Annotated in this window: 20 protein-coding genes and 1 pseudogene; 11 read left to right on the forward strand and 10 right to left on the reverse strand. The window is 41.6% G+C overall.

The features are described 5' to 3' along the window. Together ACEYJ7_RS10420 and ACEYJ7_RS10425 are read left to right on the forward strand one after the other, a co-directional pair. Positions 1–217: pseudogene (locus tag ACEYJ7_RS10420) on the forward strand (tRNA cyclic N6-threonylcarbamoyladenosine(37) synthase TcdA); the annotation flags it as partial. A gap of 234 nt (positions 218–451) precedes the next feature. Continuing rightward, the gene (locus tag ACEYJ7_RS10425; protein WP_373779033.1) at positions 452–1,438 is read left to right on the forward strand and encodes an amidohydrolase family protein; all 987 of its coding nucleotides are present in this window, start codon (positions 452–454) and stop codon (positions 1,436–1,438) included. Positions 1,439–1,503: 65 nt separating this feature from the next. On the opposite strand, the gene ampD is transcribed toward ACEYJ7_RS10425, so the two are convergent. Then, positions 1,504–2,055, reverse strand: coding sequence for a 1,6-anhydro-N-acetylmuramyl-L-alanine amidase AmpD (gene ampD / locus ACEYJ7_RS10430; RefSeq protein WP_373779034.1), 552 nt, complete (start codon positions 2,053–2,055; stop codon positions 1,504–1,506). A 57-nt stretch (positions 2,056–2,112) separates the two neighbouring features. Between ampD and ACEYJ7_RS10435 the strand changes: the two genes are divergently transcribed. Both ACEYJ7_RS10435 and pyrE read left to right on the forward strand, forming a co-directional pair. Next, complete coding sequence (locus ACEYJ7_RS10435) at positions 2,113–2,952, forward strand: 23S rRNA (adenine(2030)-N(6))-methyltransferase RlmJ (protein ID WP_373779035.1); 840 nt, start codon at positions 2,113–2,115, stop codon at positions 2,950–2,952. Positions 2,953–2,964: 12 nt separating this feature from the next. Next, complete coding sequence (gene pyrE / locus ACEYJ7_RS10440; protein WP_373779036.1) at positions 2,965–3,606, forward strand: orotate phosphoribosyltransferase; 642 nt, start codon at positions 2,965–2,967, stop codon at positions 3,604–3,606. A gap of 54 nt (positions 3,607–3,660) precedes the next feature. Here the strand turns inward: pyrE and mnmA are convergent, their stop codons facing one another. The 9 genes from mnmA to ACEYJ7_RS10485 all read right to left on the reverse strand — a co-directional run bounded on the left by mnmA (position 3,661) and on the right by ACEYJ7_RS10485 (position 12,147). After that, complete coding sequence (gene mnmA, locus ACEYJ7_RS10445; protein ID WP_373779037.1) at positions 3,661–4,812, reverse strand: tRNA 2-thiouridine(34) synthase MnmA; 1,152 nt, start codon at positions 4,810–4,812, stop codon at positions 3,661–3,663. A gap of 67 nt (positions 4,813–4,879) precedes the next feature. Then, positions 4,880–5,128, reverse strand: a complete 249-nt coding sequence (gene nqrM, locus ACEYJ7_RS10450) for a (Na+)-NQR maturation NqrM (protein ID WP_373779038.1) — start codon at positions 5,126–5,128, stop codon at positions 4,880–4,882. A 15-nt stretch (positions 5,129–5,143) separates the two neighbouring features. Next, the gene (locus ACEYJ7_RS10455) at positions 5,144–6,205 is read right to left on the reverse strand and encodes an FAD:protein FMN transferase (protein ID WP_373779039.1); all 1,062 of its coding nucleotides are present in this window, start codon (positions 6,203–6,205) and stop codon (positions 5,144–5,146) included. A gap of 149 nt (positions 6,206–6,354) precedes the next feature. Continuing rightward, the gene (gene nqrF / locus ACEYJ7_RS10460; RefSeq protein ID WP_373779040.1) at positions 6,355–7,581 is read right to left on the reverse strand and encodes an NADH:ubiquinone reductase (Na(+)-transporting) subunit F; all 1,227 of its coding nucleotides are present in this window, start codon (positions 7,579–7,581) and stop codon (positions 6,355–6,357) included. Between the two features lie 10 nt (positions 7,582–7,591). Continuing rightward, positions 7,592–8,188 (reverse strand): NADH:ubiquinone reductase (Na(+)-transporting) subunit E, encoded by a 597-nt coding sequence (gene nqrE / locus ACEYJ7_RS10465; protein WP_373779041.1) that lies wholly within the window; start codon positions 8,186–8,188, stop codon positions 7,592–7,594. Between the two features lies 1 nt (position 8,189). Further along, positions 8,190–8,816 carry an NADH:ubiquinone reductase (Na(+)-transporting) subunit D gene (locus tag ACEYJ7_RS10470; protein WP_373779042.1) on the reverse strand — a complete coding sequence of 209 codons (627 nt, stop codon included), beginning with the start codon at positions 8,814–8,816 and terminating at the stop codon, positions 8,190–8,192. Then, complete coding sequence (locus tag ACEYJ7_RS10475; RefSeq protein WP_373779043.1) at positions 8,816–9,583, reverse strand: Na(+)-translocating NADH-quinone reductase subunit C; 768 nt, start codon at positions 9,581–9,583, stop codon at positions 8,816–8,818. The genes ACEYJ7_RS10470 and ACEYJ7_RS10475 overlap by 1 nt, the downstream gene beginning before the upstream one ends. Then, the gene (locus ACEYJ7_RS10480) at positions 9,576–10,802 is read right to left on the reverse strand and encodes an NADH:ubiquinone reductase (Na(+)-transporting) subunit B (RefSeq protein WP_373779044.1); all 1,227 of its coding nucleotides are present in this window, start codon (positions 10,800–10,802) and stop codon (positions 9,576–9,578) included. The genes ACEYJ7_RS10475 and ACEYJ7_RS10480 overlap by 8 nt, the downstream gene beginning before the upstream one ends. A 1-nt stretch (position 10,803) precedes the next feature. Further along, entirely contained in the window at positions 10,804–12,147 is a 1,344-nt protein-coding gene (locus ACEYJ7_RS10485) for a Na(+)-translocating NADH-quinone reductase subunit A (RefSeq protein WP_373779045.1), read from the reverse strand. 425 nt (positions 12,148–12,572) lie between these two features. Here ACEYJ7_RS10485 and nfuA point away from each other — a divergent pair, with 425 nt between their 5' ends. The 7 genes from nfuA (at position 12,573) to ACEYJ7_RS10520 (ending at position 19,211) form a co-directional block, all read left to right on the forward strand. After that, on the forward strand, positions 12,573–13,166 hold the full coding sequence (gene nfuA, locus ACEYJ7_RS10490; RefSeq protein WP_373779046.1) for a Fe-S biogenesis protein NfuA: 594 nt from the start codon (positions 12,573–12,575) through the stop codon (positions 13,164–13,166). Between the two features lie 218 nt (positions 13,167–13,384). After that, a complete protein-coding gene (locus tag ACEYJ7_RS10495) occupies positions 13,385–14,194 on the forward strand; it encodes a hemin ABC transporter substrate-binding protein (protein WP_373779075.1) in 810 nt (269 codons plus the stop codon). After that, on the forward strand, positions 14,194–15,186 hold the full coding sequence (locus ACEYJ7_RS10500; RefSeq protein WP_373779047.1) for a FecCD family ABC transporter permease: 993 nt from the start codon (positions 14,194–14,196) through the stop codon (positions 15,184–15,186). Before ACEYJ7_RS10495 ends, ACEYJ7_RS10500 begins: the two co-directional genes overlap by 1 nt. Next, positions 15,183–15,986: a heme ABC transporter ATP-binding protein gene (locus ACEYJ7_RS10505; protein ID WP_373779048.1), complete on the forward strand. Its 804-nt coding sequence runs from the start codon at positions 15,183–15,185 to the stop codon at positions 15,984–15,986. The genes ACEYJ7_RS10500 and ACEYJ7_RS10505 overlap by 4 nt, the downstream gene beginning before the upstream one ends. A 12-nt stretch (positions 15,987–15,998) precedes the next feature. Then, positions 15,999–16,493: a heme utilization cystosolic carrier protein HutX gene (gene hutX / locus ACEYJ7_RS10510; protein ID WP_373779049.1), complete on the forward strand. Its 495-nt coding sequence runs from the start codon at positions 15,999–16,001 to the stop codon at positions 16,491–16,493. A 10-nt stretch (positions 16,494–16,503) separates the two neighbouring features. Then, positions 16,504–17,034, forward strand: a complete 531-nt coding sequence (gene hutZ / locus ACEYJ7_RS10515) for a heme utilization protein HutZ (protein WP_373779050.1) — start codon at positions 16,504–16,506, stop codon at positions 17,032–17,034. 17 nt (positions 17,035–17,051) lie between these two features. After that, complete coding sequence (locus tag ACEYJ7_RS10520; RefSeq protein ID WP_373779051.1) at positions 17,052–19,211, forward strand: TonB-dependent hemoglobin/transferrin/lactoferrin family receptor; 2,160 nt, start codon at positions 17,052–17,054, stop codon at positions 19,209–19,211. Positions 19,212–19,216 lie beyond the last annotated feature (5 nt).

Here is a 19,216-nt window from a genome sequence, read left to right on the forward strand (position 1 = left end):
CAAAGAGTATAATTTCAGCCAAAACCCGAAGCGTAAATTTGGAATTGATTGTGTGTTTTCAACTCAGCCGTTAATTTTTCCGAAAATGAGCGAAGGTTGTGAAGTGTCTGCTACGATGAACTGTGCCAATGGTTTTGGGGCAGCAACAATGGTGACGGCAACCTTTGGCTTTTTTGCGGTGAGTCGTGTTATTGATAAATTATTACGCAATATTTAGTCTTTGAGCTGCGCAATCGTTTGCATTTTATGGCTGAAAAAAATATACTACACTCCTAGTGCCAATAAGGAACTAGATATGCAGTATCAAACAAGTTTCACAAAGTCTAAACATTTTTCTCAGCTAAACCTTGTAAAATCACGAGGTTTAGTTGTTTTTTTATTAAATCAGGATCTCTAAAACAAGAGATCTTTTTTTTTGCCCAAAATTTGAGAAAAAGAGGATAAATAATCAATGAGTCAGTTAATTCGTACATTAAAAAGCCATATTCGTGATGAAGTGATCAAAAAAGGGGGTTGGGTGAATTCTCACGCCCATGCCGACCGTGCTTTTACGATGACGCCGGAGAAGATTAAGATCTACCAAGAGGCGAATCTTCAACAGAAATGGGATTTAGTGGATGAAGTCAAACGCAATTCGACGGTTGAAGATTATTATCGCCGTTTTAGCCAAGCGATAGAATTAATGATTTCACAAGGAGTAACGGCATTCGGGACTTTCGTTGATATCGACCAAGTGTGTGAAGACCGTGCGATTATTGCTGCGCATAAAGCGCGTGAAGTGTATAAAAATGACATTATTTTGAAATTTGCCAATCAAACTTTAAAAGGTGTGATTGAACCGAATGCCCGCCGTTGGTTTGATATCGGCTCGGAAATGGTGGATATGATTGGCGGCTTACCGTATCGCGATGAATTGGATTACGGTAAAGGTTTGGAAGCGATGGATATTTTGATGAACACCGCAAAATCTCAGGGCAAAATGTTGCACGTTCACGTTGATCAATTTAATACTCAAAAAGAAAAAGAGACAGAGCAGCTTTGCGATAAAGCCGTTGAACACGGTATGCAGGGCAGAGTGGTGGCAATTCATGGAATTTCTATCGGTGCGCATCCGCGTGAATATCGTCAAATGCTTTATAAAAAAATGCGCGATTGCCAAATGATGGTGATTGCATGCCCGATGGCGTGGATTGACAGCCCGCGTAAAGATGAAGTATTACCGTTTCACAATGCCTTAACGCCGGCTGATGAAATGATCCCGGAAGGTATTACCGTAGCTATCGGTACGGATAATATTTGTGATTATATGGTGCCATTATGCGAAGGAGATATGTGGCAAGAACTGAGCTTGCTTTCGGCGGGGTGCCGCTTTACTAATCTTGATGAAATGGCAAATATCGCCAGTATTAACGGACGCAAAGTATTAGGCTTATTGTAGTCTTTACAAGCGGTGAGATTCGGCGGATTTTTTGCAAATTTTTCGCGGAATCTCACCGCTTGTCATTAAAGCAGAGAACGAAAATAGTTCCAGTTGAAATACTGACCGGGATCGATTTTTCTACCCGGAGATATGTGATTATGACCGACGATTCTTTCCGAGGTGATTTGCGGATAAGTCAGCATGAGCGCTTGGGTCAGTGTCGCTAAGGTGCGATATTGGGCTTCGGTAAAAGTCTGATTGTTGCTGCCTTCAAGCTCAATGCCAATCGAAAATTCATTGCATTTCTCTCGCCCGGCAAAGCAAGAAACGCCCGCATGCCATGCCATATCGTTGAAATTCACATATTGAGTAATTTGCCCTTGTCGATTGATGAGACAGTGTGCGGAAACCCGTAATGCTTTGATCTCTTCAAAATAGGGGTGAAGTGTTGAATCGAGCGTACCTTCAAAAAAACGATCAATAAAATCACCGCCGAACTCGTCTGGAGGAAGGCTGATGTAATGAATCACCAGTAATGAAATATCTTCTTTATCAGGGCGAGGGCTAAAATGTGGTGAAATTACCTGTTTTTGTTCGGTAAGCCAGCCATTTTCAATCTTTAAAGCGTTCTGCATAGTTTAAAAAAGCCAAATACGTTAAAATATGCCGATTTTACTAGAAAGAGAATTAAAATGCTTAGCTATCGTCATAGTTTTCACGCCGGCAATCATGCCGACGTGCTAAAACACATCGTATTAACCTTAATCCTCCAATCCCTCAAACAAAAAGATAAAGGTTTTTTTTATTTAGATACCCACGCCGGAGTTGGGCGCTATAGTTTACTGAGTGCCGAAGCGGAAAAAACCGGAGAATATATTGAAGGTATTGCCCGTCTTTGGTCTCGTACGGATTTACCTGAAGAAGTTGCGTTATATATCAATGAATTAAAGAAAATGAATAAAGGTAAGTTACGTTATTATGCCGGCTCTCCGTTGTTGGCGGTGCAACAGTTACGTGAACAAGATCGCGCCTTATTAACGGAATTGCACCCGAATGATTTTCCATTACTGCGTCAGGAATTTGCTAAAAAACCGAATGTCGTGACCAAACGTGAAAACGGCTTTCAACAATTAAAATCGGCATTACCACCGAAAGAAAAACGCGGTTTAGTGTTGATTGATCCGCCTTATGAGCTGAAAGAAGACTATGAATTAGTGGTAAAAGTGATTATCGAAGGCTATAAACGTTTTGCAACCGGTGTTTATGCGATTTGGTATCCCGTCGTGTTACGTCAACATACCAAACGGATTGTGAAAGGATTGCAGGAAACCGGCATTCGTAAGATTTTGCAAATTGAATTAGCTGTTCGCCCTGATTCAGATCAACGCGGGATGACTGCAAGCGGTATGATTGTGATTAATCCGCCGTGGCAATTAGAAAGCCAGATGAAGAATATTCTGCCGTATTTAACCGACGTACTTGTGCCTGAAGGAACGGGGAGTTGGACGGTGGAGTGGATTACACCTGAATAAGAGGAAGATAAAATGCAACAATACAAACACGACTTTATCGAGTTTGCGTTAAGTCGAAATGTGCTTAAATTCGGCGAATTTACCCTAAAATCAGGCCGACAAAGCCCTTATTTCTTTAATGCCGGCTTGTTTAACACCGGGAAAGATTTAGCCAAATTAGGCGAATATTACGCTAAAGCGATTCAAGCAAGCCAAATTGAGTATGATGTACTTTTCGGACCTGCTTACAAAGGGATTCCGATTGCGACGACGGTTGCGGTAGCGCTTGCAAATCAATTTGATGTCGATAAACCTTGCTGTTTTAACCGCAAAGAAACGAAAGATCATGGTGAAGGTGGGAATCTTATCGGTAGTCCGTTGAAGGGTAAAATTTTGTTAGTCGATGATGTGATTACCGCCGGTACGGCGATTCGTGAATCGATGGAAATTATCAACGCGAATAATGCAACGCTGGCAGGAGTGATGATTGCTCTAAATCGTAAAGAGAAAGGCAAGGGTGAGCTTTCGGCGATTCAAGAAGTAGAACGTGATTATGGTTGTCAGGTCTTTTCGATTGTGGATTTTGATGACCTATTGCAGTTTATTGAATACTCAACACAATATGCGCCTTATTTGCCAAAAATGAAAGCATATCGTGAGCAATACGGTGTTTAAATTTGCAAAATAAATGCTAAAACGACCCGCTTGTATGCGGGCGTTTAGTGTCGATTATTTCAATTGCGATTCAATAATTCCGCCACCTAAGCAGACTTCACCTTGATAGAATACGGCAGATTGTCCGGGGGTTACCGCAATTTGCGGCTCGTCGAAGATGACGCGAATAGTTTCATCATCAATCGGCTCAATACGGCAATCAATATCCGCTTGGCGATAACGGGTTTTCACCGTACAGCGCAATGGTTGGCGAATCGGTTGGCGATCTACCCAATGAAGCTGGCTTGCAATTAAGCCGTTTGAAAGAAGAGCCGAATTGTCCTGACCTTGTGCAACAACTAATACATTGTTCACCAGATCTTTTTCCACCACATACCAAGCATTTTCACTGGCTCCTTTCACTCCGCCGATACCTAACCCTTTACGTTGCCCTAATGTGTGATACATTAAGCCTTGGTGTTTTCCAATCACTTCACCTTCCTCGGTTTTGATCTCTCCCGGTTGAGCAGGTAGATAGCGCGCGAGAAAATCTTTAAATTTACGTTCGCCGATAAAGCAGATTCCTGTGGAATCTTTTTTCTTGGCAGTAGCTAAACCTAAATCTTCGGCGATTGCCCGTACAATCGGTTTTTCTATATCACCGACAGGAAACAGGCTTTGCCCGATTTGTTGCTCGCTTAATGTGTACAGGAAATAACTTTGATCTTTGTTTGCATCTAATCCGCGTAGTAATTTAGGTTGCTGATCAAGTGCAGGGCGGCGGACATAATGCCCGGTGGCGATAAAATCTGCACCGAGATCTTCGGCGGCATATTCCAAAAAGGCTTTAAACTTAATCTCTTTGTTACACAATATATCGGGGTTTGGCGTTCTGCCCGCTTTGTATTCCGCTAAGAAATGTTCGAATACATTATCCCAATATTCTGCGGCAAAATTGATTTTATGCAGTTTAATCCCTAATTTATCGCATACCGCTTGGGCATCGGCAAGATCGGCTGCTGCCGTGCAGTAATCGGTATCGTCATCTTCTTCCCAGTTTTTCATGAACAATCCTTCAACTTGATAGCCTTGTTGTTGAAGGATAAAAGCGGAGACCGAGGAGTCCACTCCGCCGGACATTCCGCAAATCACTTTCTTGGCTGCATTTTCAGCAAGTTTTTCAGGTGAAAATTTTGGAAAATATTTATCATAAGTAATTGATTTCATTATTATCTCTTAAATGTGAATAGGGTGAGCAAATGCCCACCCTATGAAGTTTTATCCTAAAAAGAACTTATTTTACTTCATAAAATTGTGTTTCTTTTTTCTCAAAACGGGCAACCTCTTTAGGATCAGCCGTGCCGTCTTCAATTTTGGCTTTAAGGTTATCACAAGGTTCTTCACAATCACACATTTTCTTCATACCAAGTGCGGTAATTCCTCCGCAGCTTCCCTTTAATGCTTTACCTTTAAAGATAAAGCCGGTAGCCATGAGAAAAATGATGATTAAGAAAAAACCGAAAGTAAATAAAATAGTTTCCATTGTCACTCCGAGTCGTTATTTCTGTTCAATAAGTTTTTTAAATTCACTCGACATTTTGGTATCGAATGTTTTCCCGTTTTTTATAATCAAAAATATTGCTAATTTTTCACGTTCTGCAATTTCTAATGCTTTATCTGTACCAAGTACGAATAAACCGGTAGATAAGCCGTCGGCAGTCATCGCTGTGTTAGCGAAAACGGTAATTGACGCTAAATTATGGTCAATCGGACGTAACGTTTTTGGATCAATGATATGAGAAAGGCGATTGCCTTGCTCATCTTCAAAATAGTTACGGTAGTTACCGGACGTTGCCATACCCAGATTGTGTAACGGGACGGTAATCTGAGTGGATTTACCTTGTTCGTATTCAGGTTTTTCAATCGCAATACGCCAAGCCTGATCTTGTAGGTTATTCCCTTTGCCGCGTAGTTCTCCGCCGATTTCCACCAGATAGTTCTTAATGCCAAAACTTTCAAGGTGCTCTGCTAATTTATCTACGCCAAATCCTTTGGCAATAGAAGATAAATCGAGGTAAAGATCAGGGTCGGTTTTACGAATAATACCTTTACCGTTTTTACGATCGTTATCTTCAAAAGAGACTTCGATTTTTTCAATTCCGACAGATTTTGCCCGCTCAGCAATTTGTTCTTTCGCCGGGACTTTATTTAAGCGTTTATCCGGACCGAATCCCCATAGATTAACGATTGGGCCGATCGTTACATCTAGCGCACCTTCCGTCACTTTATTCAGGCGAATTGCTTCTTCAAGTACTTTGGCAAAATCATTGGATACGCTGTAGTCGGAAGTGCTGCGTAATTCATTAAAACCAGAGATTTGGGAGTTTTTTTGGTAAGTCGACATCTCATCGTTGACTATTTTCAATAACAGCTCTAAATGAGCTTGCATTTCTTCAGGTGTAGGCAAATTTTTAATCCCGTCATCTATATATTTGACGTGATAGGTTGTGCCCATCGTTTTACCTTCTAGAGCAATTTGTGTTTTTTCATTGTCACAAGCGGTGAGCAGTAACGCAAGGCTTGCTGAAAGTAACCAAGTTAATGCAGCTTTGAATTTCACGAAAATCCTCTTTAAATATAATTTGAATAACTGTTAATGGAGAATGGACAATGAGAGATATTTTCTATCCATTGTCCATTAACAATTAATGATGCAAGCGGTCAGATTTGCAAAAAAGTTTGCAAATCTGACCGCTTGTTTTAGGTTGATCAACCGCCGAAATCATCCAATAGGATGTTTTCGTCTTCTACGCCTAAATCTTTCAGCATCTTAATTACCGATGCATTCATGATTGGCGGACCACACATATAGTATTCACAGTCTTCCGGTGCTTCGTGATCTTTTAAGTAGTTTTCATAAAGCACATTGTGAATAAAGCCGGTATAGCCGTCCCAGTTATCGCCCGGCTGCGGATCCGAAAGTGCGACGTACCATTTAAAGTTGTCGTTTTCAGCTTGCAAGCCATCAAAATCTTCTACGTAGAACATCTCACGGCGAGAACGTGCGCCATACCAGAAGGTCATTTTACGTTTAGATTTCAAACGTTTTAACTGGTCGAAAATATGCGAACGCATCGGCGCCATACCGGCACCACCACCAACAAAGACCATTTCCGCATCGGTTTCTTTCGCAAAGAATTCACCGAATGGACCTGAAATCGTCACTTTGTCGCCCGGCTTGAGTGACCAGATATAAGAAGACATTTGACCCGGCGGAACATTAGGGTTATTTGGCGGAGGCGTTGCAATACGTACGTTCAGCATAATAATGCCTTTTTCTTCCGGATATGAGGCCATTGAATACGCACGCACAATAGGTTCATCCACTTTGGAAACATAACGCCATAAGTCGTATTTATCCCAATCTTCATGATATTCTTTCGGAATATCGAAGTCTTTGTAGTTGACGGTATGCGGTTCCGCTTCAATCTGGATATAACCGCCGGCACGGAACGGCACTTCCTCTCCTTCAGGAATTGCCAATCTAAGCTCTTTGATAAAGGTTGCTTTGTTATCGTTAGAAATAACAGTACATTCCCATTTTTTCACCCCAAAGATTTCTTCCGGTAATTCCACATCCATAGAACTTTTTACATTCACTTGGCAAGCAAGGCGATAGCCTTCTTTCGCTTCACGTTTGGTAATGTGAGAAAGCTCGGTTGGAAGAATGTCACCGCCACCGCTTTTGACTTTGACTACACATTGACCGCAAGAACCGCCGCCACCGCAAGCAGAGGAAACGAAAATCCCTTGGCTAGCTAAAGCACCGAGTAATTTACCTCCTGCAGGCAGTGTGAGCGCTTTTTCAGGATCGTCATTAATTGAAATCGTGATATCGCCAGAGTCAACAAGCTTTGACTTTGCAACAAGGATTATCACCGCAAGGATTAATACAAGAGCAGTAAAAGCGATAATACCGAAAATAAAATTATCCATCTTATGCTCCTTATAATTGAATACCTGAGAATGACATAAAGCCAAGTGCCATTAAGCCTGCGGAGATAAAGGTGATACCTAAACCTTTTAAGCCTTTTGGTACGTCAGAATATTTCATTTTTTCTGTAATACCGGCAAGGGCAACAATGGCTAACATCCAGCCCACACCTGCGCCAATACCGTAAACCACAGATTCACCGAAGTTATATTCACGTTGAACCATGAAAGATACCGCCCCGAAGATCGCACAGTTTACGGCGATTAACGGTAGGAAGATCCCTAAAGCGTTATAAAGCGCAGGGAAATATTTATCTAAGGTCATTTCAAGAATTTGAACGATACCTGCGATAATACCGATAAAGGTAATAAAGTTAAGGAAACTTAAATCTACGCCTTCAACTAATGCCCCGTCTTTAAGAACATATTCGTAAACCACTTGGTTTGCCGGTACAGAAATTGCTAATACGACAGTAACTGCAACCCCTAAGCCGAAAGCGGTTGAAATTTTCTTAGATACAGCAAGGAAGGTACACATTCCAAGGAAGAACGAAAGTGCCATATTTTGGATAAACACGGCTTTTATAAATAAGCTAAGATAATGTTCCATCTTATTTCTCCGCTTGTTCTGGTTTCCACGTTCTTAAACCCCAAATCAGGAAACCGATAAGGAAGAACGCACTTGGTGCAAGTAAGAATAAGCCGTTTGCTTGATACCAACCACCGTCTTGGACAGTTTGGAATACAGTCATACCGAAAAGTTTACCTGAACCGATTAATTCACGGACAAAGGCAACAATCACAAGAATTGCCGCATAGCCTAAACCGTTACCGATACCGTCAACTAAACTTTCTACCGCTCCCGATTTCATTGCAAAAGCTTCTGCACGACCCATTACGATACAGTTAGTAATAATCAAACCAACGAATACCGAAAGTTGTTTAGAAAGATCGTAGGCATAAGCGCGCAATATTAAGTCAACTAAAATTACCAATGATGCGATGATTACCATTTGAACGATAATACGTACACTGTTTGGAATATAGTTACGGATCATTGCGATAAACATGCTTGAAAAGCCGGTTACTAAACTTACCGCAATACCCATTACTACTGCTGTTTCTAACTTCGTTGTTACCGCAAGGGCAGAACAGATACCTAAGATCTGTAACGCAATTGGGTTATTACTAATTACTGGTGAAAGCAGTAAATGTTTAAGATTATTTTTATCAGCCATTAGTTAGCCCCCGCTTTTAGTTTTGCTAAATATGGACCAAAGCCTTGTTGACCGAACCAGTATTTGAATGAACCATCTACGGCATTTGATGTAATCGTTGCACCTGAAAGTCCATCAACTCCGTGTTCTTTGTTTGCTGAAGCACCTTTACCTACGGTAATGGCTACTTGATTATTTGCATCAAATAATTTTTTGCCAACAAAGTACGCTTGCCAACGTGGATTTGCAATTTCACCACCTAAACCTGCGGTTTCAGCTTGATCATAGTAAGTTAAGCCGTTGATGGTATTGCCGTCCGGTTGTACAGATACGAAAGCATAAATTACAGACCAAAGCCCTGTTGAATACATTGGTAATACCACCTGAGTGATTTTACCGCTGTCATCTTTTACAAGATAAACTTCAGCATATTTCGCACGAATTTTAATGCCTGCTTTGTCATCATTTTGTGCAATGTGTATTGTTTGAGACGGATCTTTAAGTGCTAATTTGGCATCAAAATTTTTCATACCTTCAACATAATCACCTGTAGCAAGATCGACAATACGGGATTCAATGTACTTGTTATACACTTCCTGAATATTTGTCTTCTCTTGCATTAAACCTGCGACTTGCAAGATATTTTTTTGTTTATCTAATGCTTTTTGAATTTCTTGTGTTGGTTTTAAAAGTACCGCTGCCCCTGCAACAATCAGAGAACAAACTAAACTTAACAACACAACGACGGTGATTGTTCCGCCAATGCTATCTTTATTAAACTTAGCCATTGCGTGCCTTCCTACGTTTGATATTAGCTTGAACCACAAAGTAGTCAAAGATTGGAGCAAACAAGTTAGCAAATAAGATCGCTAACATCATACCTTCCGGGTAGGCAGGGTTTACTACACGAATCAATACGCACATTACCCCGATTAAAATACCGTACCACCATTTACCTTTATTGGTAAACGCTGCAGATACAGGATCTGTCGCCATAAAGAACATACCGATTGCGAAACCGCCTAATACCAAGTGCCAATGCCACGGCATTGAAAATAATGGGTTAGTGTCCGAACCGATAAGGTTAAAGACGGTAGACATAGATGCCATACCAATCATGACACCGGCGATAATTCGCCAAGAGGCAATGCGTGCAAAGACAATAATTGCCGCGCCAATCATCAATGCTACTGTTGAAACTTCACCGATAGATCCCGGAATATTACCAATGAATGCATCCATCCAAGTAATAGTTTCACCTGTAACCGTATGTTTTAACGCACCTTGACCACCTACGGCCCATTGTGCCAATGCAGTTGCACCGGAATAGCCGTCTGCTGCGGTCCAAACTAAATCACCGGAAATTTGTGCCGGATAAGCAAAGAACAGAAATGCACGACCGGCTAACGCAGGGTTGATAAAGTTTTTACCTACACCACCGAAGATTTCTTTTGCAACAACAACACCAAAGGTCGCAGCTAATGCCGCTTGCCAGAGCGGTAGTGTCGGTGGAACAATTAATGCTAAAAGGATAGACGTAACAAAGAAACCCTCATTGATTTCGTGTTTACGCACCATGGCAAATAATACTTCCCAAAAACCGCCCACTAAGAAAATAGTGAGATAAATCGGAAGGAAGTAAGTTGCACCCAATAACATTTTGGTTCCCCAACCGGCATCGGTTAATGAACCTAAGCTATCCGTAAGTGCATAATGCCAGTTATTGGCAATAGACTCTTGTAGCGTACCTAAATGATTGGTTGCCAAAATAGCTTGTGCACCAACGTTATACATACCATAGAACATCGCCGGGAATAATGCTAACCACACGAGGATCATCATCCGTTTTGAGTCAATAGCATCACGAACGTGAGCATCCTTGCGTGTTACGGTACCCTGAGTATATAAGACAGTATAAACCGCTTCGAAAAGGGCATACCATTTTTCATACTTTCCACCTTTATGGAAAGCGGGTTCCATTTTTTCAAAAAGATTTTTCAAACCCATTTTAACCTTCCTTCTCGATCTTATCTAACGCTGCACGCAATAGTGGACCGTACTCATTTTTACCCGGACACACATAGGTACATAACGCTAAATCCTCTTCATCCAACTCTAAGCAACCCAGTGCTTGAGCAGAGTCCGTATCACCTGCGCATAAATCGCGTAATAACAGTGTCGGAAGAATATCTAACGGCATAACGCGCTCATAAGCACCAATCGGCACCATAGCACGTTCTCCGCCGTGTAGTGCGGAAGTAAAGTTAAATAATTTTTTACTAAAGTGACCTAACACGGTACGTGTAATCGAATATTTATTCGCACCCGGCATAATCCAGCCGAATAATTCTTTTTCACGACCTTCAGCAATCACAGAAACCTGTAATGCGTAACGACCTAAATAATCGTGAGCACCGACAGCGGTTGCACCGCTCAAGACAGAACCGGAAATCACACGATTATCTCCGTTATTGAGTTCTCCGGCAGTTAATTGAGACAGGTTAGCTCCTAAGCGGGTACGAATCAAACGCGGATTTTTGACCTGAGGACCGGCTAAAGAGATGATGCGATCCGTATAGAGTTCACCGCTGGTAAATAATTTACCGATCGCAATCACATCTTGATAATTTAGATACCATACGGATTTAGTGATACTTACCGGATCAATAAAGTGAATATGTGTACCACTTAACCCGGCAGGGTGAACACCACCAAAATCGTGTACCGCTAAATTCGCTAAATCAACGGTCGGAATATTCGAATCGCCGGCTTTACATAAATGCAATTTTTTATCTTGGAATAAACGGCTTAATACGGTTAAACCATCGATAAAATCTTGCCAATGTTCTTTAAGCACGATTGCCGGATCAGCGGCTAACGGATTGGTATCCATTGCGTTGACGAAAATCGATGACGGAACTGCATCTAGTGCAGGTACTTTACTGAAAGGACGGGTACGGAACGCACTCCATAAACCTGATTCAGTTAAATTTTGTTTCACTTGCTCGCTTGTTAAAGACGCAAGGTCTGCAGTCGCATAGCGACTAAAGGTAATTTGCTCATCACCCTCAACTTTAATGACGACTGACTGAAGAACACGTTTTTCACCACGGTTAATCGCAGTAATAGTACCGCTTGCAGGAGCCGTAAATACTACACCAGGGTTCTTTTTATCTTCAAAAAGTACCTGACCTTTCTTTACTACATCGCCTTCACGAACTTTCATTGAAGGACGCATACCCACATATTCTTCGCCAAGCACAGCAACTTCAGTAACGGCATTGCCGTTATGGATTACTTGCTCAGGTTTTCCTGCAATAGGAAGATCCAAGCCTTGTTTAATTGTAATCATATTGTTTGCACTACTTTTGTTGGGTTAAAAATATGATTGTGGAAAACCACAATCGCTTCTATTGAGCCGCAATCATTAGTCAAAACCAAACGTTGATTCCCCCACTTGATTTTGATGATCACATTAAGTTCTCAAACCTGATTTTTATCTTGTTTTTTCATAGATAAAATAAACACATTATTGTACCTGAAAAAGGCGATTCATTTCTAGTTTAACTACATTTTTTTAACATTTAGCCCTTGAAAATTTGAACTAAGTCAATATTTATTAGCCGATTTCAACAATAGTATGCTCAAAAATATAACATTTGTTATTTGCAAGCGGTCAGTTTCGTTTACAATTTTGCAAAAAGCATAACAAAAATTGATGCTAGTCAAACATTCACGATAAAGCTAGAATAGCTGATAATCTTTCTCAAATAAAAAATGGATTCAACAATGAACATTACAATTTCAGATACGGCACAAAGCCACTTCCGCCGTTTACTCGATCAACAAGAAGAAGGGACGAATATTCGTATTTTTGTCGTCAACCCGGGGACGCCAAACGCCGAGTGCGGTGTGTCCTATTGTCCGCCGAATGCTGTAGAAAGCAGCGATACGGAATTAAAATTTACGAGTTTTTCAGCCTTTATTGATGAGACAAGTTTACCTTTTTTAGACGAAGCGGAAATCGACTACGTGACAGATCCGATGGGATCTCAGTTAACAATGAAAGCACCGAATGCCAAAATGAAAAAAGTTGCAGACGATGCGCCGTTTATTGAGCGTTTGGACTATGTGATTCAAACTCAAGTCAATCCCCAACTGGCAAGCCATGGTGGACGTGTCACGTTAATTGAAGTGACGGATGATAAATATGCAATCCTACAATTCGGTGGTGGCTGTAACGGCTGTTCAATGGTGGATGTCACCTTAAAAGAAGGGATCGAAAAACAACTTCTTGCGCAATTCCCTGACGAATTAGTCGGCGTAAAAGATGTGACCGAACATCAGCACGGCGAACACTCTTACTACTAATTTTTCTTTCTACAAGCGGTCAGATTCGGCAAAAATTTTGCAATTTTATGTCGGCTCTGACCGCTTTTTCATGCCTATTTTCTCCACAACATTTTCTTTTTTCATTTTTTTAACAATTTTTAACATAAAAATCTTGAATAAGGTTTTATTGCGAATTATTATCAATAACAAAAAAATAAAAAGGAGATTCAGATGAAATTCACAAAAAACTACTTTCAATTTATTCCGTTCTCACTTTATTTCAGGTTCAAGCTAATGCACAAGATCGTATTGTGAGCATTGGTGGCGATGTGACTGAAATTATTTATGCCTTAGACGCACAACAATATTTGGTTGGTAGAGATAGCACAAGCATGATCCCAAAAGAAGTTAATACGTTGCCTGATGTGGGTTATATGCGTCAACTCAATGCGGAAGGAATTTTGGCGTTAAAACCAACAAAAGTGATTGTCAGTGAAGTGGCGCAACCGTCGATCATACTTGAGCAGTTGAAATCCGCAGGTATCAAAGTGGATACCATTCCTTTCAAATACAACGCCGAAAGCGTGTTGGAGAAAATTCAAAAAGTCGGTGAGAGCCTTGGTAAACCAACACAAGCGGTTACTTTAGCGCAGAAATTTACCAATGAACTTCATGCCATTCCGAATTCACCGCTCGATGTGCGTATTCTGTTCGTGCTAAACCGTACAGGCGCCAATCAAACCGTGGCAGGTAAAGATACCGTTGCTGATGAAGCGATTAAATTAATCGGGGCAAAAAATGCGATGGGTAGCCATGTTCGCTTTGTGCCGATCTCGCAAGAAGGGGTTATTTCCGCCAATCCTGATTTGATTGTGATGACGCATTTAGGCGTGAAAGGATTAGGTTCTACGGACAAAGTTTGGGAGCTTCCCGGTATTGCCCACACCAATGCAGGTAAAAATAAGCAGCTTGTGGTTGTGGACGATATAGCCTTTATGTCCTTTGGGCTAACTACGCCAAAAGCCTTATTCGCACTTCGCCAAGCGGCTGAACAGGTGAAAAAATAATGGTAAACCGCCCTGTTTGGTTGATTGGTACGCTGATTTTACTCTGCCTTACAGTGTTGATTACGTCCAATATCGGCGCATTGTCGCTTACTTGGCAAGATCTTTGGCAAAGTCAAATTCATGAAAGTCAGTGGCAAATTTGGCTCAATATCCGTTTACCGAGAATTTTATTGGCGGTGATCGTCGGTTTGGCACTGGCTTTATCTGGGACTTTATTCCAAGGGCTATTTCATAATCCGATGGCAGATCCTGCACTAATCGGTGTAAACAGCGGTGCGGCACTTGCCGTGGGGTTATCTATCTTAATCCCGAGTTTGTTACCCAAAGAATTTGTTCTTTACAGCACGATGGTTGCTGCATTTATCGGTAGTGTAATCGTCTCAAGTTTGATTTACGCCTTGAGCTATCGCTCACAGGCTTCAGTGAATAAATTATTACTGGCTGGGATTGCCGTTAATGCCCTATGTTTTGCTGCCGTTGGTGTTTTGACTTATATAAGCAATGATCAGCAACTACGCCAGTTCAGCCTTTGGACCATGGGAAGCCTTGGGCGAGCACAGTGGAAACCTGTCCTTGTCGCCACATTAGTCATTTTGCCGACCGCTTGTTACTCACTACTACTGGCAAAACAGCTGAATTTGCTACAGCTCGGCGATGAAGAGGCTCATTATTTGGGCGTTAATGTGATTCGTTTAAAAAAACAACTGATTCTACTTGGTGCGTTATTGGTGGGTGCTGCCGTGGCAGTCAGCGGTGCGATTGGTTTTATCGGTTTAGTCATTCCACATCTTGTCCGCTTTAAATTGGGGGCGGATCACCGTTGGGTTCTGCCAGTGTCTGCGTTATGCGGCGCCATTTTATTACTGATTGCCGACACTATCGCCAGAACCATTATCGCCCCTGCCGAATTGCCTGTAGGCATGCTGACCAGTTTAATCGGTGCACCTTATTTCCTATGGTTAGTGATTCGTTACAAGGAAGAGAATCGATGATTTGCAAAAAATTGGCTGAATCTGACCGCTTGTTACACGTTAAGAACTTGAGCTACCGCTTGCAACAACAGACGATTTTGCACGATCTCAATTTTGTGATTCCACAAAGCAAGCTCAGCGTCTTAATCGGTCCGAACGGCGCAGGGAAATCCACTTTATTACGCATTTTGTCAGGTTACTTAACTGCAGAGCAAGGACAATGCGAGTTTCATCAAAAGCCGATTCAGCATTACTCTGCTACAGAATTGGCACATCAGCGAGCGGTCATGCGACAACATAGCCAACTCAACTTCCCTTTTTCTGTGGAAGATGTCATTCGTATGGGGGGCTATCACCGGCGTAAACAAGAGATTGAACAGTGGCTTGAAACCGTTATTACGATCACCGATTGCCAATCGTTACGCCAAAAAGCTTACCGCCAACTGTCAGGGGGAGAACAACAACGCACGCAACTGGCGAGAGCCTTATTGCAACTTTGGTCTGCGGATATGCAAGGCAAACTCCTTTTTCTGGATGAGCCGACATCTGCTTTTGATCTCTATCATCAGCAACACTGTTTACGCTTGATGAAACAGCTTTGCGATGAAAAAGGGCTAACCGTGTTTTGTATTTTGCACGATCTCAACCTTGCGTCCCTTTATGGCGATCACATTCTGCTGTTGGCAGAAAAGCAGATTCAAGCACAAGGCAGCCCCTATGCTGTGCTGACCGAAACACAGATTCAGCGGTGGTATAAGGCGGAAATTAAAACCTTGCCCCACTATGCAACCCAAACACCACAATTTCAATTTTGTTACTAAATAGGAGAAATAATGAACACATTAAAACAGCTAGTGGCTGACAATATAAAACAAAATCCGAATGAGATGACCCTTGAAATCGCCAGCCGGCTACAACAGCCTGAAGGCACTATTCTGATGGCACTTCCGGATGAATTTGTCAAACTTTTCCCTGCTACTCGAGCAGAAGAAATTCTGACAGAAATCAGCCAATGGGGGAGATTTACCACCATAATCGAGAAAGAAGGCTGTATTTTTGAGATCAAAGACCGATTCCCAAGCGGTATTATCGGACACGGTTATTACAACCTCAATATGAAAGATCAAGAAGGCGCATTACACGGGCATTTAAAACTCGACAATATCGCCCATATCGCCTTTATCAGCCAGCCATTCCATAGCAAAGAGAGCTACAACATCGCCTTTATTGCCCATAACGGACAAACGATTTTCAAAGTTTATCTCGGACGAGATGATCAGCGTCAATTGTTCCCAGAACAAGTCGAAAAATTCAACGCATTTCATTAATGGAGTCACTATGTCAGCAACCAATCGCCAAGAAGTCCTACAAAATCGTTTAGGTCCTGAAATTCAAGAATTTAAACAGCAGATGAAAACTATTTTGCTCTCAACCGTTGATGCACAAGGCAATCCCAATGTGAGCTATGCGCCTTTTGTGATCAATAATGGTGAATATCAAGTGTTGATTTCAATCGTGGCTCGCCATGCACGCAATTTACTCGAAGTGCCAAAAGTGTCGCTCATGCTGATTGAAGATGAGAGACAAAGCCGTGAAATTTTTGCACGCCGTCGATTAACCTTTGATGCAACAGCCCGCTTGGTAGAACGCAACACAGACGAATGGGAAAACGCCATTTACGCCCTCAAAAATCGCCACGGAAAAACCATCTCCAATTTATCGCAACTCGCAGACTTCAAACTGTTCAGTTTTAAACCAGAAAAAGGCCTGTTTGTGAAAGGCTTCGGACAAGCATTCCAGGTTAACACAGACGATCTAGTCAGTTTCACCCATTTAGACAAAGGTCATACGCCACATATTCAAGCATAATTTATCAAGGAGATCTTATGAGTAAAAAAACACAACTTGCTATTTTTGTTACCACCATTTGCTCTGCCTACGCCTTTGCAAATCAAGCTACTACCTTAGAAGCGGTAGAAGTTGTTGGTACGCAAGAGCGTGCAACCATCAATAAAAAGCAGATTGAGCAACAGCAACCAAAAGATGTAAAAGACTTACTGGCTAATCAACTTGATGTCCAAGTCAATGACTTACAGCGCACTCGTTCAGGCAATGACAGCATTAACATTCGTGGTTTACAGGGCAACCGTGTTGCTAGCAGTATTGATGGCATTCCCTTACCTGAAACCCAAGAAAATAAACTGCTCACTTCTCTAGGCTTAGATTTTGGCGGCGCAAACAGTGTAGAGCCAACATCATTACGTTATGCACAGGTTCAATATGGCGGATCTTACCGCTCACTGTCTGGTGCAGTGGATTTTTCTACTCTTGAACCGACAGATTTAATTCAATCAGACAATGTAGGCGGCTTTGTGGCAGCAGGCTACAACAGCGTCGATAACTCCATGTATGGTTCTTTAGCAGGTGCGGCAAAAAATGATCGCTATGAAGGGCTTGCTCTAACGACACTTCGTTTTGGGAATGAAACAGAAAATCATGCGTCTGTCGGTGGAGAAGGGGCAACTCGTACTAAAGCAGATCCTGCCGATTATAAAAATGGCTATATTTTAGTGAAAAATGCCTATCAAATTAATGATGAGCATAAAGTGAAACTTACTGTTGAGCATCAACAAAAAATTAAAAATACTGATCTCCTTTCAAGTAATGGAGTACGAATTGACAGTGCCACTGGTACACAAACATCAGGCTTTACCGAAGATGAAAACCGTCGTACTCGGGTTTCTTTCGGGCATGAATATCAAAATGAGAAAGGTTGGTTAAACGGCGCAAATACCCAAATTTATTTCCAAAATGCGCAAACTGAAAATTATCGCCAACGTTTATCTGCTCGCTCTAATCGCACAGAATCAGGCGAAGTAAAACAACAAACCTACGGCATTATCACCAATTTAACCAGTTTGATTGAATCCGCCATTCCACAGGTATTGCGTTATGGTATTGCTCATCATCAAGCAAAATTTAGCTCAGATATGTATTGTAATAGCTGCTCAACAGGGTTGACGTTTGACGCTGCGGCAACCACTAGACAGAGCAAAACCCATCTTTATATAGAAGATGAAATTGCTCTCGGCAATGTGGTGATTACACCACATTTGGGGGTGTTACATTATCGTTCAAAACCATCCAAATCAGACTATAATCAAGCTGCTGAGCAATATGCTGCCGTTGAAAGCCAAAAAGAGACTATTTTCCTGCCCAAATTTAGCGCAAATTGGAAAATTGCACCGATTTTTGAACCTTATTTCCAATATTCTAAAGGGGTAAAAACACCGTCAGCACAACAATTAACCTCATCATTTGGAAATACTGTGGCTGTGGGAGGGAGAATTATTCGTCAATATGCCGTTGTTGGAAATCCAAAATTAAAAGCAGAAACGGGCGATAACTTCAGCTTTGGTTTTAAAGGTACGAACGATAAGGTTCAGTATGATATTGCAGGTTACTATAATAAATATAAACACTTTATTGATTGGGAAACGCGTGCAACTGCAACTCATAACCCATTGATTCAATATCAAAATCTTGATAAAGCTAAAATTTATGGTGTGACTGCAAATGCCCGTTGGAACTTTATTGAGCATTTCTATCTTTCAGGTGGTATTGCTTATTCCAAAGGGAAATCAGAACATAATGGCGAAAAAGCACCGATTAATACCATTCAACCGCTGAAATTAAAAGCGGGTTTGGGATATGAAGGCGAACGCTTTGGCGCCAATGTTCAGCTCATCCATATAAAAGCGAAATCTGATAATGACATCAATGGCACGATTTACAACCCAACCAGTACGGTTAATTTGGTGGATCTAGGCGTTTATTGGAAGCCGATTAAACACTTAACGCTAACCGCCAATGTAAATAATCTATTTGACAAAAAATATTGGAACTGGGCAGATATTTCTTACTTTGCCGTTCAATCTTCTTCTGTGGCAGTGGGTCCAAGCAGCTCAAGTCTCTCTGCAATCAATGCAGATACTTATACAGCCCCGGGGCGTAACTTTAATGTAGGACTCCGTTACGAGTTCTAATACAA

It is taken from the genome of Glaesserella sp. (genome assembly GCF_041814905.1).
Classification (GTDB): domain Bacteria; phylum Pseudomonadota; class Gammaproteobacteria; order Enterobacterales; family Pasteurellaceae; genus Glaesserella.

Bases quoted from the DNA above. Each gene is read 5' to 3' on its own strand.
- pyrE (WP_373779036.1), top strand. From the start codon at position 2,965: ATGCAACAATACAAACACGACTTTATCGAGTTTGCGTTAAGTCGAAAT.
- ACEYJ7_RS10485 (WP_373779045.1), bottom strand. From the start codon at position 12,147: ATGATTACAATTAAACAAGGCTTGGATCTTCCTATTGCAGGAAAACCT.
- nqrE (WP_373779041.1), bottom strand. From the start codon at position 8,188: ATGGAACATTATCTTAGCTTATTTATAAAAGCCGTGTTTATCCAAAAT.
- ampD (WP_373779034.1), bottom strand. From the start codon at position 2,055: ATGCAGAACGCTTTAAAGATTGAAAATGGCTGGCTTACCGAACAAAAA.
- ACEYJ7_RS10520 (WP_373779051.1), top strand. From the start codon at position 17,052: ATGAGTAAAAAAACACAACTTGCTATTTTTGTTACCACCATTTGCTCT.
- hutZ (WP_373779050.1), top strand. From the start codon at position 16,504: ATGTCAGCAACCAATCGCCAAGAAGTCCTACAAAATCGTTTAGGTCCT.
- ACEYJ7_RS10475 (WP_373779043.1), bottom strand. From the start codon at position 9,583: ATGGCTAAGTTTAATAAAGATAGCATTGGCGGAACAATCACCGTCGTT.
- ACEYJ7_RS10505 (WP_373779048.1), top strand. From the start codon at position 15,183: ATGATTTGCAAAAAATTGGCTGAATCTGACCGCTTGTTACACGTTAAG.
- ACEYJ7_RS10435 (WP_373779035.1), top strand. From the start codon at position 2,113: ATGCTTAGCTATCGTCATAGTTTTCACGCCGGCAATCATGCCGACGTG.
- ACEYJ7_RS10425 (WP_373779033.1), top strand. From the start codon at position 452: ATGAGTCAGTTAATTCGTACATTAAAAAGCCATATTCGTGATGAAGTG.
- ACEYJ7_RS10480 (WP_373779044.1), bottom strand. From the start codon at position 10,802: ATGGGTTTGAAAAATCTTTTTGAAAAAATGGAACCCGCTTTCCATAAA.
- nqrM (WP_373779038.1), bottom strand. From the start codon at position 5,128: ATGGAAACTATTTTATTTACTTTCGGTTTTTTCTTAATCATCATTTTT.
- nfuA (WP_373779046.1), top strand. From the start codon at position 12,573: ATGGATTCAACAATGAACATTACAATTTCAGATACGGCACAAAGCCAC.
- hutX (WP_373779049.1), top strand. From the start codon at position 15,999: ATGAACACATTAAAACAGCTAGTGGCTGACAATATAAAACAAAATCCG.
- mnmA (WP_373779037.1), bottom strand. From the start codon at position 4,812: ATGAAATCAATTACTTATGATAAATATTTTCCAAAATTTTCACCTGAA.
- ACEYJ7_RS10470 (WP_373779042.1), bottom strand. From the start codon at position 8,816: ATGGCTGATAAAAATAATCTTAAACATTTACTGCTTTCACCAGTAATT.
- nqrF (WP_373779040.1), bottom strand. From the start codon at position 7,581: ATGGATAATTTTATTTTCGGTATTATCGCTTTTACTGCTCTTGTATTA.
- ACEYJ7_RS10500 (WP_373779047.1), top strand. From the start codon at position 14,194: ATGGTAAACCGCCCTGTTTGGTTGATTGGTACGCTGATTTTACTCTGC.